The 14,697-nt window shown below is 67.8% G+C and carries 9 protein-coding genes and 1 riboswitch; of the genes, 1 reads left to right on the forward strand and 8 read right to left on the reverse strand.

Annotation, left to right across the window (positions count from 1 at the left end; translation table 11 throughout):
* Window positions 1–78: 78 nt before the first annotated feature.
* The 4 genes from thiE to SB771_RS30030 are packed head-to-tail and all read right to left on the reverse strand — an operon-like array spanning window position 79 to window position 3,420.
* Window positions 79–1,203, reverse strand: coding sequence for a thiamine phosphate synthase (gene thiE, locus SB771_RS30015; RefSeq protein WP_175661893.1), 1,125 nt, complete (start codon window positions 1,201–1,203; stop codon window positions 79–81).
* Window positions 1,200–2,015 (reverse strand): thiazole synthase, encoded by an 816-nt coding sequence (locus SB771_RS30020; RefSeq protein ID WP_006755423.1) that lies wholly within the window; start codon window positions 2,013–2,015, stop codon window positions 1,200–1,202. The genes thiE and SB771_RS30020 overlap by 4 nt, the downstream gene beginning before the upstream one ends.
* Before the next feature lie 38 nt (window positions 2,016–2,053).
* Entirely contained in the window at window positions 2,054–2,251 is a 198-nt protein-coding gene (gene thiS / locus SB771_RS30025) for a sulfur carrier protein ThiS (RefSeq protein WP_006762101.1), read from the reverse strand.
* A 32-nt stretch (window positions 2,252–2,283) separates the two neighbouring features.
* Window positions 2,284–3,420, reverse strand: a complete 1,137-nt coding sequence (locus SB771_RS30030; RefSeq protein ID WP_175661892.1) for an FAD-dependent oxidoreductase — start codon at window positions 3,418–3,420, stop codon at window positions 2,284–2,286.
* A gap of 234 nt (window positions 3,421–3,654) precedes the next feature.
* A riboswitch (TPP riboswitch) is annotated at window positions 3,655–3,778 on the reverse strand.
* 270 nt (window positions 3,779–4,048) lie between these two features.
* Between SB771_RS30030 and SB771_RS30035 the strand changes: the two genes are divergently transcribed.
* Window positions 4,049–5,818 (forward strand): ABC transporter ATP-binding protein/permease, encoded by a 1,770-nt coding sequence (locus SB771_RS30035; RefSeq protein WP_175661891.1) that lies wholly within the window; start codon window positions 4,049–4,051, stop codon window positions 5,816–5,818.
* A gap of 62 nt (window positions 5,819–5,880) precedes the next feature.
* Here SB771_RS30035 and thpR read toward each other — a convergent pair whose 3' ends face one another.
* The 4 genes from thpR to SB771_RS30055 form a co-directional block, all read right to left on the reverse strand.
* Entirely contained in the window at window positions 5,881–6,429 is a 549-nt protein-coding gene (gene thpR, locus SB771_RS30040) for an RNA 2',3'-cyclic phosphodiesterase (RefSeq protein ID WP_126227039.1), read from the reverse strand.
* Window positions 6,426–7,928, reverse strand: a complete 1,503-nt coding sequence (locus SB771_RS30045) for an alanine/glycine:cation symporter family protein (protein ID WP_175661890.1) — start codon at window positions 7,926–7,928, stop codon at window positions 6,426–6,428. The genes thpR and SB771_RS30045 overlap by 4 nt, the downstream gene beginning before the upstream one ends.
* Window positions 7,929–8,237: 309 nt before the next feature.
* Window positions 8,238–9,704 carry a glutamate synthase subunit beta gene (locus SB771_RS30050; protein WP_175661889.1) on the reverse strand — a complete coding sequence of 489 codons (1,467 nt, stop codon included), beginning with the start codon at window positions 9,702–9,704 and terminating at the stop codon, window positions 8,238–8,240.
* Between the two features lie 85 nt (window positions 9,705–9,789).
* On the reverse strand, window positions 9,790–14,493 hold the full coding sequence (locus SB771_RS30055) for a glutamate synthase-related protein (protein ID WP_410721838.1): 4,704 nt from the start codon (window positions 14,491–14,493) through the stop codon (window positions 9,790–9,792).
* Between the last annotated feature and the right edge of the window lie 204 nt (window positions 14,494–14,697).

The raw sequence follows: 14,697 nt of genomic DNA on the forward strand, positions 1-14,697 counted from the left end.
GACAGTCCTTTAACGCAGAACGCCGAATTATAGGGCCTGCATTGGAATGATGTCGTGACGGCGTTCCAGGCCCTGCGGTCAATGATTGTCAAATTGTCGGGCAAAACATTGCTGCAACGCAACAACCGCCGCCCGATAATCGCTAGCGCCCGTGATCGCACTGACGACCGCGACGCTGCCGACACCCGTCGCGAGCACGTCGGGCAACGCGTCGAGGCCCACGCCGCCGATCGCGACGAGCGGCGCCCGCGCGCCCGCGAAGCGCGCATAGCGGGCGATCCGCGCGAGTCCCTGCGGCGGCGCCGCAACCGCCTTGGTCGCGGTCGCGTACACGGGGCCGAGCGCGAGATAGCTCGGCCGCTCGTGCAACGCCCGCAACATTTCGTAATAGCCGTGGCTCGACAGCCCGAGCCGCAGGCCGGCGCGCGCGATCGCGGCCAGATCGGCCGTCTCCAGGTCTTCCTGACCTAGATGTACGCCGTACGCCCCTTCTTCTACCGCGATCTGCCAGTGATCGTTGATGAACACGCGCGCATCGGGATAGCGGCGCCCCGCCGCGACCGCACGCGCGATTTCAGCGCGCAACGCGGCAGGGTCCGCGTCTTTCACGCGCAGCTGCACGGTCCGCGCGCCGCAATCGAGCACGCGCTCGACCCATTCGGCGTCGGGGACGACCGGATAGAGGCCGAGTTGCGCGGGGCACGGCGGAAATGCGGGCTCCGGCGCGGCGGCCAGGCCGGCGACGCGCGGAAATCGCGCGGCGTCGACCGGCCACGCATCCGCGCCGCGCGTTTCGTCGCCGTCACGCCACGCGAGCGCCAGCACCAGCGCGTCGATCGGCGCGAAACCACAATCGAGGAATGCGGCGAGTGCCGCGATCCAGTCGTCGCCGAGCGGATGCGCGGCTTCCAGCGCATGGCGCACGCCCGCGGCATGCAACGTCGCGCCGTGTTCGTCGAACTCGATCGCGACCGCATCCGGCGCCGCGGGGCGCGATGCCGCCGACGCGCGCGCCTGCGCGGCATGGTCGCCGGCCGACACGATCAGCACGTCGCCGTCGACCGGCACGTCGGGCGCCGCGACGCACAGCCGCCACGGCGTCGTGCCGGCCGGCCAGTCGCCCAGGCGGGCGCGAATCCGCTCGGCCGCTTCGGCCAGCTCGTCGGCCGGCGGCCAGAACGCATCGGCGAAACGCGCGCTCATGCGCCGCCCCCGTCCTGGTGCCAGAACGGCATCCCGACGACCGGCGTGCTCGCGTGCGCGGTCTCGCGCGCATCCATCGGCCCGGCGAGGTAGGCCGCACGGCCGGCCTCGACGCCCTGCGCGAACGCGCGCGCCATGATCTCCGGATGCGTGGCCTGCGACACGGCCGTGTTCAGCAGCACGCCGTCGAAGCCCCACTCCATCACCTGGCACGCATGCGACGGCACGCCGAGCCCGGCGTCGACGATCAGCGGCACGTCCGGCAGCCGCTCGCGCAGCACGCGCAGCCCGTACGGGTTCACGACGCCCTTGCCGGTGCCGATCGGCGCGCCCCACGGCATCAGCGCCTCGCAGCCGACGTCGAGCAGGCGCCGGCCGATCACGAGATCCTCGGTGCAGTACGGCAGCACCTTGAAGCCGTCCTTGACCAGCTGCGCGGCCGCCTCGATCAGCCCGACCGGGTCGGGCTGCAGCGTGTAGTCGTCGCCGATCAGCTCGAGCTTGATCCAGTCGGTCTCGAAGACCTCGCGCGCCATGTGCGCGGTCGTCACCGCCTCGGCGACGGTCTGGCAACCGGCCGTGTTCGGCAGCAGCGGCACCGCGTGACGCTTGAGCAGGTCGAAGAAGCCGGCTTCGGCGGTGCCGCCCGTCATCTGGCGGCGCAGCGCGACCGTGACCATTCCCGGACGCGACGCGGCGATCGAATCGGACAGCGACTGCAGCGACGGATAGCGCGACGTGCCGAGCAGCACGCGGCTTGCGAAGGTTTCACCGTACAGCGTCAGCGCGTCGGCGGAAGTGAGGGACGTCATGTCGTTTTCCTGGAAGAGCGGGGGCGAACCGGCGGCGCTCAGCCGCCCGCGACGGGGTGCACCACGTCGAGCTTGTCGCCCGTCGCGAGCGCGCGCGCCGCATGCTGCGTGCGCGCGACGAAATTGCCGTTCAGCGCGACCGCGTACGGCGGACGCGCGCCGAACGCGACGAGCGCGTCGGCCACCGTCGCGCCGTCGGGCAGCGTCAGGGTCTGTTGGTTGATCTGGATATCCATGAGGCTTGATCGAATTCGGTCGGCGGCGCGCATCAGGCCGGCTGGCGCGCGTCGTCGCGGTGATGAAGGAGCGCCGGCCAGCGCGCGGCATCGCGCCACGCGGTGAACGCATCGGCATCGGAGAACGCGCCGCCGAGCGCGGCCTGCGCGAACGCGACCGCCGCATGCGCGACTTCCGGCGCGATCATGAAGCCGTGCCGGTACAGGCCGTTGACGGCGAGCGTCGTCGCGCCGTCCCAGATCACCGCCGGGCGGTGGTCGGGCAGCGTCGGGCGGCACTGCGCATTCAGTTCGAGGATGCGCGCCTCGCCGAACGCCGGGTGCACGGAGAACGCCGCGCTCAGCAGTTCGAGCGCGGAGCGCACGCTGACGGGAGACATGTCCTCGCCCTCCACCTCGGTCGCGCCGATCACGTACAGGTCGTCCTGCTTCGGCGCGATGTACAGCGGATAGCGCGGATGCAACAGCCGCACGGGCCGCGTGAGCCCGATGCCCGGCGCGTGCACCCGCGCGACTTCGCCGCGGATGCCGCGCAGCGCGGGCAGCGCGGCTTTCGCGCCGAGGCCACGGCAGTCGATCGTGAAATGTGCGTCGGGCCGGTTCGCGTCGTCGATCGTCGCGTGCCAGTGCAGCTCGACGCCGCGCTGCGCGAGGCCCGCCGCCAGCGCGCGCAGCGCCTGCCGGTTGTCGAGCTGCCCTTCGCGCGGCAGCAGCAGCCCGCGCGCGAAGCGCCCCGCGAGCGCGGGCTCGGCCGCGTCGACCTGCGCGCCGGCCAGCGTCACGAAGCCGCCGTCGAACAGCTCGGCCGGCGTGTTCGCGCGCACGCGCCGCTCGAACAGCGGCGCCTCCGCCCGATCCGCGTGATGCCAGACGACGAGCGTGCCGTGATGCTGGAAGAACACCGGTTCGGGCAGTTCCGCGAGCCACTGCGGCCAGCGCGCGAGTGATGCGACGCCGAGCTCGGTGATCAGCAGCTCGGCGCTCGCCGCCTCGGCGAGCGGCGCGAGCATCGCGGCCGCGATCCACGCGGCCGACTGCTCGCCGTCCGGGCCGCCGCGCTCGTACAGCGCGACGCGATGCCCGTCGCCCGCGAGCCGCCACGCGATCAGACGGCCGACGAGGCCGCCGCCGAGCACCGCGAAATCCGGTCGTGAAGCGTGGACGTTCATCGCGCGCCCTCCCCGCAAACCGCGCAGGCCCGTGCGACGGACGTCGACGTGCGCGCGCCGCCCTGTGCGAACGCACACGACAGCGGATCGGGAACAGCGCAAAAGACTGAAGATTGAGCGGTCATCATTCCTTCCGTAACGCGCAACGCGCGTACCCAAAAGGACGAAACCGGCAGCAAAGGCCGGCCGGGCGGGACTCGGGCGCTGACCATGTGGGATGGCGGCCAGCGCGGCCCGGCGGGATCAGAAACTTCCCTCGCCGGTATTACCCGGATCGGGTGCGAAGGGTCTTTCTCAGCCTCGCCGCGTCGCCCGGAATGAACCGTCGGCCGCGCTCGAAGCACCCCTGTTTCGTCGTCGGCCATTAGACCATAAAAGCGGAAAGCGCCGCAAACTGTCCCCCTTGCGGCAAATTCGCCGTCGCGCAGCGCCGCTCTGGCACAATGCCCGCAGGCCGGCCGCGCGAGCGGCCGGTTGCCGCGTCACCGCCGGCCCTTAAGCGCCGTTTAAGACGCGCGGGCGACCATCCGTGCGCCCGCCGTCAGTCGGCGCCGCGCCCCGGCATGCCTTATCGCGGCGCGCGCCCGGCTTCGCCCGGCCCGCGCGCCGGCTACTCATCAGGAAGCACATGACCCAATCGATCGATCCCGTCCGCTCCGCCTCAGACGCGCCGCAGGACGAGCGCCCGGTATCCGCATGGAGCCTCATCAAGCCCTACTGGGTGTCGTCCGAATGGAAAACCGCGTGGGGATTGCTCGTCACGATCATCGTGATCAATCTCTGCGTCGTCTGGATCAACGTCAAGCTGAACAAGTGGAACGCGCAGTTCTACAACGCGCTGCAGTCGAAGGACGTCCACGACTTCCCGAACCTGCTGATGCAGTTCTCGGCACTCGCGTTCGGCTTCATCATCCTCGCGGTGTACGGCCGCTACCTGCGGCAGATGCTCGGGTTCCGCTGGCGCCAGTGGCTCACCGACCGCTTTCTCGGCCAGTGGCTCGGCGATCGCGCGTTCTACCGGATCGAACGCGACCGCCTCGCCGACAACCCCGATCAGCGGATCACCGACGACCTCCAGTCGTTCGCGACGACGACGCTCGCGCTGTCGCTCGACCTGCTGTCGACGGTCGTCACGCTCGTGTCGTTCATTACGATCCTGTGGTCGCTCGCCGGCGCGCTGACGCTCTCGCTCGGCGCGACGCCGATCACGATCCCCGGCTACATGGTGTGGGCGGCCGCGCTGTACGCGGTGATCGGCTCGCTGATCATCCAGAAGGTCGGCCACCCGCTCGTGTCGATCAACTACCAGCAGCAGCGCGTCGAGGCCGATTTCCGCTTCGGGCTGATCCGCGTGCGCGAGAACGCCGAGCAGATCGCGTTCTACGACGGCGAGAAAACCGAGACCCGCAACGCGCAGAGCCTGTTCATGCGCATTCGCGACAACTGGTGGCGCGTGATGAAGTACACGAAGCGCCTCACGTTCGTGCTGAGCTTCTACGGGCAGATCGCGATCATCTTCCCGCTCGTCGTCGCCGCGCCGCGCTATTTCGCGGGCGCGTTCTCGTTCGGCGTGCTGATGCAGATCTCGTCCGCGTTCGGCACCGTCAGCGATTCGTTCTCGTGGTTCATCAACAGTTACTCGACCCTCGTCGAATGGCGCGCAACCGTCAACCGTCTGCGTGAATTCAAGCGCGTGATGGGAACGTCGCACCTGAAGGAAAGCCTGTCGCCGGCAACCGAGCACGGCGGCATCAACCTGCACTACGTCGATGCCGCGAAGCTGTCCACATCGTCGCTGAAGCTCGCGCTGCCGAACGGCACCGCGCTCGCGAACATCGGCAGCCTGACGATCGAACCCGGCTCGCGCTGGCTCGTGATCGGCAAGTCGGGTTCCGGCAAGAGCACGTTCATGCGCGCGCTTGCTGGCCTGTGGCCGTTCGGCGACGGCGCGATCGACGCGCCGGTCGGCGCGCGGATGATGTTCGTGCCGCAGACGAGCTACTTGCCGATCGGCACGCTGAAGGCCGCGCTCACCTATCCGGCCGCGCCCGACGCGTTCACCGACGACGCGTGCCGCGACGCGCTGCGCGCATGCCGCCTCGAAGACTACGTCGGGCGCCTCGACGAAACCGGCCACTGGACGCGCGTGCTGTCGCCCGGCGAACAGCAGCGTCTCGCCGGCGCGCGCGTGCTGCTGCACAAGCCGGACTTCCTGTTCCTCGACGAAGCGACGAGCGCGCTCGACGCGGACAACGAAGCGCGGCTCTATCACCTGTTCGCCGAACGGCTGCCGAAGGCTGCGATCGTCAGCATCGCCCACCGCGAGTCGCTGGCCGCGTTCCACGTCGGCATGATCAACGTCGAGCGCGTGACCGATACCGACAAGGTCGCCGCGTAAGCGCAAAAGCAAAAGGCCGGCGCACGCGCCGGCCTTCTCTCGTTCGTCCTGCCCCCTTCCCGCTACGCCCGCCCGATCGGCACCGACACGATCGGCACATGCGACACACCGTCGTGCGACAGCCGGCTTTCGAACAGCGTCAGCGCGACGAAGCGCACCGCGACCGGCCGGCCGGTCGCGCCGCCGTGCGCGGGCTGTCCGTCAGCATCGCGCGGCAGCCGCGCGAGCGTCACATGCGGCCGGAACGGCCGGCGGTCGGCCGGCACGCCCAGGTCGCGCAACAGCGCGGATAAATCGGCATTCAACGCCGCACAGGCGGGATCGGCGGCGAGTTCCGCGACGATCAACCGCGCGCGCGGCAGGCTCGGCCACCACGCGATCCGCTCGACCCGCTGCAACGGCAGCGCATGCGCGCTCGCGAGCGCCGGCAGCCGCTCGGCCAGCGCGTCGCACCGTGCGCGTTCGATCGCGCCGATGAACGCAAGCGTCACGTGCAGTTGCGCGGGCAGCGTGCGCCGTGCGCCGCGCGTGACCGGCAGCGCGTGCAGCGCGTCGCGCGATGCCGTATCGGGCATCAGCGCGACGAACGCACGGAGCCGGTCGCCGTTCATGACTCGCGCACCGCGACGCGGGCCTCGGCCACCACGTCGTCCACCGCATCGGCCGAAACCGGACGCAGCGGCAACGGGCCGTGCTCGCCCCACACGTCGGCCGGCAGCACGCGTGCGAGCTCGGGAATCGTGTCGCGCGTGAACACCGGTTCGGCAATGCCCTGCGCGCGCTGGTGGCGATAGTCGCGCCACGCGGCATGCGCATACTTGCCGAGCGCGAGAATCGCGACCAGGTTGATGATCGCCATCAGCCCCATGCTCGTATCGGCCATCGCCCACACCAGCGGCAGTTGCCCGACGCTGCCGAACATCACCATCCCCAGCACCGCGATGCGGAACAGCGGCAGCACGCCGCGCCGCTTCGTGATGAACTCGACGTTGCCTTCCGCATACGCGTAGTTGCCGATCACCGACGAGTACGCGAAAAAGAAGATCGCGACGGCCATGTAGATGCCGCCCCAACCGCCGACGTGGCTCGCGATCGCGCGCTGCGTGAGCGCCGCGCCTTCCATGCCGGTGCCGAGCTCGTACTGGCCCGACAGCAGGATCACGAACGCGGTCGCGCTGCAGATCACGATCGTGTCGACGAATACGCCGAGCATCTGGATCAGCCCCTGCACGACCGGATGCCGCACGCTCGCGGTCGCGGCCGCGTTCGGCGCGCTACCCATGCCGGCTTCGTTCGAGAACAGCCCGCGTTTCACGCCCATCGCGACTGCCTGGCTGACCGCATAGCCGGTCAGGCCGCCCGCCGCCTGCTCGAGCCCGAACGCACTCTTCACGATCAGCGCGAGCACGCCCGGCACCAGCGCCGCGTGTGTCGCGACCGCGTAGACGGCCAGCCCGAGGTAGCCGATCGCCATCACCGGCACGATCACCTGCGCGACCGACGCGATGCGGCGAATGCCGCCGAAGATGAGCGGCGCGGTGAGCAACACGAGGCCGAGGCCGACCGTCTCGGGGCGCCAGCCGAACGACGTGTGAAACGCATCGGCGATCGCATTGGCCTGCACCGCGTTGAACACGAAGCCGAACGCGAGGATCAGCGACAGCGAGAACAGCACGCCGAAGCCGCGCGAGCGCAGGCCTGTCTGGATGTAGTAAGCGGGGCCGCCGCGATAGCTGCCGTCCGGATGCGACACCTTGAAGATCTGCGCGAGCGTCGCCTCGACGAACGCGGACGACATGCCGACGAGCGCCGTCATCCACATCCAGAAGATCGCGCCCGGCCCGCCGACCGTCAGTGCGACCGCGACCCCCGCGATGTTGCCGGTGCCCACGCGGCTCGCGAGGCCGGTCGCGAACGCCTGGAACGACGAGATGCTGCCCGGCTCGCCCTTGCTGCCGACCAGCTTCATGCTGAGGAGCAGCGCCTTCAGCTGGATCATCCGGAACCGCAGCGTGAACCACGCGCCCACGCCGAGCAGCAGCGCGATCAGCACGTAGTTCCACAGCACACCGTTGACGGCATCGATCAGCCCTTGCACGAATGCTTCCATCCAGAATCCTTGTAAATGGGATAAGTCATATTCGGCGGTCGCGCGAACGCTGCCGGAGGGGCGACATGATATGACAGTTTCCAAGGATTATTACGAATTGAAAGGAAACGGGATCGGGGAAAATCAACGTCTGATGTGATCAGGTTAGGCGACGCTTCGGGGAGATGATGAGGAGTCGGAGCCGCCGCAAACCCGCACGGCCGGGGGCATCGACGGCCGACGCCTGCGACACCTCCACACGCCGGCCATAAAAAAACCGGGCGCCCTTTCGGACGCCCGGCTGGTACGGCAGTGGCCCGCGAACCGCGCTTATCGCGGCAGGTTCGAATGCCCCATCAGATACGCGTCGACCGAGCGCGCGCACTGGCGGCCTTCGCGGATCGCCCAGACGACGAGCGACTGCCCGCGACGCATGTCGCCGGCCACGAACACCTTGTCGACCGACGTGTAGTACGAGCGATCGCCTTCGGTTGCCGCACGCGCGTTGCCGCGCGCATCCTTCGCGACGCCGAACGCCTCGAGCACGGTGGCTGCCGGCTGCGTGAAGCCCATCGCGAGCAGCACCAGGTCGGCCTTCATCTCGAACTCGGAGCCCGGCACTTCCTGCATCTTGCCGTCCTTCCACTCGACGCGCACCGCGATCAGCTTCTCGACCTTGCCGTTCTTGCCTTCGAGACGCTTCGTCGCGACCGCCCAGTCACGCTCGCAGCCTTCTTCGTGCGACGACGACGTGCGCAGCTTGATCGGCCAGTACGGCCACACGAGCGGCTTGTTTTCCTCTTCCGGCGGCTGCGGCAGCAGCTCGAACTGCGTGACCTGCTTCGCGCCGTGACGGTTCGACGTGCCGACGCAGTCCGAACCCGTATCGCCGCCGCCGATCACGATCACGTGCTTGCCCTTCGCGAGCAGCTGGTCGACGAGCTTGTCGCCCGCGTTCACGCGGTTCTGCTGCGGCAGGAAGTCCATCGCGAAATGGACGCCGGCGAGCTCGCGGCCCGGCACCGGCAGGTCGCGCGGCGTCTCCGAACCGCCCGCGATCACGACCGCGTCGAATTCTTCCTTCAGCTGCTCCGGCGAAATGGTTTCCTTCGCGAGGCTGCCGATCGACTCGGGCAGCGGATCCTTGCCGATGAACACGCTGGTGCGGAACGTCACGCCTTCCGCTTCCATCTGGCGCATGCGGCGATCGATCAGCCACTTCTCGAGCTTGAAGTCGGGGATCCCGTAACGCAGCAGGCCGCCGATGCGGTCGTTCTTCTCGAACACCGTCACGTCGTGGCCCGCACGCGCGAGCTGCTGCGCGACGGCGAGGCCCGCGGGGCCCGAACCGACGACCGCGACCGTCTTGCCGGTCTTGTGCTCGGGCGGCAGCGGCTTCACCCAGCCTTCCGCCCAAGCCTTGTCGATGATCGCGTGCTCGATCGACTTGATGCCGACCGGATCGTCGTTGATGCCGAGCGTGCACGCTGCCTCGCACGGCGCCGGGCAGATGCGGCCCGTGAACTCGGGGAAGTTGTTGGTCGAATGCAGGACTTCGATCGCCTGCTGCCAGTCCTGGCGGTAAACGAGATCGTTGAAGTCCGGGATGATGTTGTTGACCGGGCAGCCGTTGTTGCAGAACGGGATGCCGCAATCCATGCAGCGCGCGCCCTGGACCTTCGCGTCCGCGTCGGTCAGCGCCGCGACGAATTCCTTGTAGTGCTTCACGCGCGTGAGCGGTGCTTCGTACGCCTCGTGGCGGCGTTCGAACTCCAGAAAACCGGTTGCCTTGCCCATAAGGTGCTCTTCTGTTCGGTGTATCGGGTGGGGGAGCCGCGCGCGGCAGTCATGCGCGCGCGGCATTCGCTATGTCGTTCGTCGCTCAGGCGGCCAGCACTTCCTTCGCCGCCTTCTTCGCACCGATCTCGCCCAGCGCGCGCTTGTATTCGTGCGGGAACACCTTCACGAACTGGCGGCGCGCCGCGTCCCAGTTTTCCAGCAGCGACTTCGCGCGCGGCGAACCCGTGAACTGGAAATGACGCTCGACGAGCCCCTTGAGCAGCGCTTCGTCCGTCATGCCTGCATGCCAGAGCGCGCGGTCGACCGTACGCTCCTGCTCGGCCTGCTGCAGCACCGGATCGAGTGCGACCATCGACTTGTTGCACTTCGCCGCGAACGTGCCTTCCGGATCGTAGATGTACGCGAGGCCGCCCGACATGCCGGCCGCGAAGTTGCGCCCGGTTTCGCCGAGCACGACGACCGTGCCGCCCGTCATGTATTCGCAACCGTGGTCGCCCGTGCCTTCGACGACCGCCGTCGCACCCGAGTTGCGCACGCAGAAGCGCTCGCCCGCGACGCCGCGGAAGAACGCCTCGCCTTCGATCGCGCCGTACATCACCGTGTTGCCGCAGATGATGTTTTCCTCGGACTTGCCGCGGAAGTCGTTGGTCGGACGGATGATGATCCGGCCGCCCGACAGGCCCTTGCCGACGTAGTCGTTGCCGTCGCCGACGAGGTCGAGCGTCACGCCCTTCGCGAGGAACGCGCCGAAGCTCTGGCCGGCCGTGCCCTTCAGCTGGATGTGCACCGCGTCGTCGGCCAGGCCGTCGTGGCCGTGCTTCTTCGCGATCACGCCCGACAGCATCGCGCCGACGGTACGGTTCACGTTGCGCACCGGCTGGATGAACGACACATGCTCGCCGTTCTCGATCGCGGCCTTCGCCTTCTCGATCAGCACGTGGTCGAGCGCGCGTTCGAGCCCGTGATCCTGCACGTCGACGTGACGCCGCGCGACTTCCTCGCACTCCTCCGGCTGGTAGAACACGCGCGAGAAGTCGAGGCCCTTCGCCTTCCAGTGCTCGACGCCCTTGCGCGTATCGAGCAGGTCGGCGCGGCCGATCAGGTCGTCGAACTTCGCGATGCCGAGCTGCGCCATGATCTCGCGCACTTCTTCAGCGACGAAGAAGAAGTAGTTCACGACGTGCTCGGGCTGGCCCTTGAACTTCGCACGCAGCACCGGATCCTGCGTCGCGACGCCGACCGGGCACGTGTTCAGGTGGCACTTGCGCATCATGATGCAGCCTTCGACGACGAGCGGTGCCGTCGCGAAGCCGAATTCGTCCGCGCCGAGCAGCGCGCCGATCACGACGTCGCGACCCGTCTTCATCTGGCCGTCGGCCTGCACGCGGATCCGGCCGCGCAGGCGGTTCAGCACCAGCGTCTGCTGCGTTTCGGCCAGGCCGAGTTCCCACGGCGTGCCCGCATGCTTGACCGACGACAGCGGCGATGCGCCCGTGCCGCCGTCGTGGCCCGCGATCACGACGTGATCGGCCTTCGCCTTCGCGACACCGGCCGCAACCGTGCCGACGCCCACTTCCGACACGAGCTTCACCGAGATGCTCGAGCTCGGGTTCACGTTCTTCAGGTCGTGGATCAGCTGCGCCAGATCCTCGATCGAGTAGATGTCGTGGTGCGGCGGCGGCGAGATCAGGCCGACGCCCGGCACCGAGTAGCGCAGCTTGCCGATGTATTCCGACACCTTGTGGCCCGGCAGCTGGCCGCCTTCGCCCGGCTTCGCGCCCTGCGCCATCTTGATCTGGATCTGATCGGCCGATGCGAGGTACTCGGCGGTGACGCCGAAGCGGCCCGACGCGACCTGCTTGATCTTCGAGCGCAGCGAATCGCCGTCCTTCAGCGCGATGTCGCTGACGATCTCGTCGCCGATCACCGACTTCAGCGTCTCGCCCGACTTGATCGGAATGCCGCGCAGCTCGTTGCGATAACGCTTCTCGTCCTCGCCGCCTTCGCCGGTGTTCGACTTGCCGCCGATCCGGTTCATCGCGATCGCGAGCGTCGCGTGCGCTTCGGTGCTGATCGAACCGAGCGACATCGCGCCCGTCGCGAAGCGCTTGACGATGTCCTTCGCCGACTCGACGTCGTCGATCGGGATCGCCTTGGTCGGCTCGACCTTGAACTCGAACAGGCCGCGGAACGTCATGTGACGCTTGGTCTGGTCGTTGATCAGGTGCGCGTATTCCTTGTACGTCTGGTACGAGTTGCTGCGCGTCGCGTGCTGGAGCTTCGCGATCGAGTCCGGCGTCCACATGTGGTCTTCGCCGCGCACGCGGTACGCGTACTCGCCGCCCGCGTCGAGCATGTCGCGCAGGACCGGGTTGTCGCCGAACGCATCGCGGTGCAGGCGGATCGCCTCTTCCGCGACTTCGAACAGGCCGATGCCGCCGACCTTCGACGCCGTGCCCTTGAAGTACTTCTCGACGAGGTCGCTCGACAGGCCGAGCGCTTCGAAGATCTGCGCGCCGGTGTACGACATGTACGTCGAGATGCCCATCTTCGACATCACCTTCTGCAGACCCTTGCCGACCGCCTTCGTGAAGTTGTAGACGGCCTTTTCCGGCGACAGGTCGCCCGGCAGGCCTTCGGCCATCTGCGCGAGCGTTTCCATCGCGAGGTACGGGTGCACGGCTTCCGCGCCGTAGCCCGCGAGCAGCGCGAAATGGTGCGTCTCACGTGCCGAGCCCGTCTCGACGACGAGGCCCGTGCTCGTGCGCAGCCCTTGCTGGACGAGGTGCGTATGGATCGCCGACGTGGCGAGCAGCGCCGGAATCGCGACGTGTTCGGCGTCCGTCTTGCGGTCCGACACGATCAGCATGTTGTAGCCCGACTTGACCGCGTCGACGGCTTCCGCGCACAGCGACGCGAGGCGTGCCTCGATGCCTTCCTTGCCCCATGCGACCGGGTAGCAGATGTTCAGCTCGTATGCGCTGAACTTGCCGCCCGTGTACTGGTCGATCGCGCGGATCTTCGCGATGTCCTTGAAGTCGAGCACCGGCTGCGACACTTCGAGACGCATCGGCGGGTTGATGTTGTTCGTGTCGAGCAGGTTCGGCTTCGGGCCGATGAACGACACGAGCGACATGACCATGTTTTCGCGGATCGGGTCGATCGGCGGGTTCGTGACCTGCGCGAACAGCTGCTTGAAGTAGTGATAGAGCGTCTTGTTCTTGTTCGACATCACCGCGAGCGGCGAGTCGTTGCCCATCGAACCGACGGCCTCCTCACCCTGCTGCGCCATCGGCGCCATCAGGAACTTCAGGTCTTCCTGCGTATAGCCGAACGCCTGCTGGCGGTCGAGCAGCGCGGCGCCCTGCGTGCGGCCGGCCGCGACGTCCTCGGCCTTCGGCTCGATCTCGTCGAGCTTGATGCGCACGGCGTCGATCCAGCTCTTGTACGGCTTCGCGTTCGCGAGGTTGTCCTTGAGCTCCTTGTCGTCGATGATGCGGCCGTGTTCCATGTCGATCAGGAACATCTTGCCCGGCTGCAGGCGCCACTTCTTGACGATCTTCGATTCGGGGATCGGCAGCGTGCCGGCTTCCGACGCCATGATGACGAGGTCGTCGTCCGTGACGATGTAGCGCGCCGGGCGCAGGCCGTTACGGTCGAGCGTCGCGCCGATCTGGCGGCCGTCGGTGAACGCGATCGCGGCGGGGCCGTCCCACGGCTCCATCATCGCGGCGTGGTATTCGTAGAACGCGCGGCGGTTGTCGTCCATCAGCGTGTGCTGTTCCCACGCTTCCGGGATCATCATCATCACCGCGTGCACGAGCGGGTAGCCGGCCATCACCAGCAGTTCGAGACAGTTGTCGAACGACGCGGTGTCCGACTGGCCCGGGTAGATCAGCGGCCAGAGCTTCGGGAGGTCGTCGCCGAGCACGTGCGATGCGATCGCGCCGGTACGCGCGTTCAGCCAGTTCACGTTGCCCTTCACGGTGTTGATCTCGCCGTTGTGCGCGATCATCCGGTACGGGTGAGCGAGTTCCCATGCCGGGAACGTGTTGGTCGAGAAGCGCTGGTGCACGAGTGCGAGCGCCGACACGACGCGCACATCCTGCAGGTCGCGGTAATACACGCCGACCTGGCCTGCCAGCAGCAGCCCCTTGTAGACGACCGTGCGCGCCGACATCGACGGCACGAAGTATTCCTTGCCGTGCTTGAGCTTCAGCGCCTGGATGCGGTGGCTCGCGGTCTTGCGGATCACGTACAGCTTCCGCTCGAGCGCGTCCGTCACCATGATGTCCTTGCCGCGGCCGATGAAGATCTGGCGGATCAGCGGCTCGCTCGCCTTTACCGTCGGCGAGATCGGCATCGCATGGTCGACCGGCACGTCGCGCCAGCCGAGCACGACCTGCCCCTCGGCCCGCACTGTCCGCTCGAGCTCCTGCTCGCACGCGAGACGCGATGCGTTTTCCTTCGGCAGGAAGATCATCCCGACCCCGTATTCGCCGGCCGGCGGCAGCGTCACGCCCTGCTTCGACATTTCCTCGCGATAGAACGCGTCCGGAATCTGGATCAGGATGCCGGCGCCGTCGCCCATCAGCGGATCGGCACCCACCGCGCCGCGGTGATCGAGGTTCTCGAGGATCTTCAGACCCTGCTGAATGATCTCGTGGCACTTCTTGCCCTTGATGTGAGCGACGAAGCCGACGCCGCAGGCGTCGTGTTCGTTTTGCGGGTCGTACAGACCTTGTGCGGCGGGCACCGCGGCGAGCGGCTTCTGGTGGTCGTTCATGGGGACACCGTCGTAAAGGGGGCCTCGAGGGCCGTTGAACCATTTTTTTGTTGCCGTCGATCCCGCTCCCGACGGGAGACGGCACGGCCGACAGTGGTTGGGCGAGCTTCACCCGGGCCACCGGAATTCGGAATATACGCGACGAATCAAAGGAATAGCAACAAAAACCGCTTGATCGAACCCCAATTAAAGCCGCGCGCTGAT

This window comes from Burkholderia sp. SIMBA_051, from assembly GCF_046534915.1.
GTDB lineage: Bacteria > Pseudomonadota > Gammaproteobacteria > Burkholderiales > Burkholderiaceae > Burkholderia > Burkholderia ambifaria.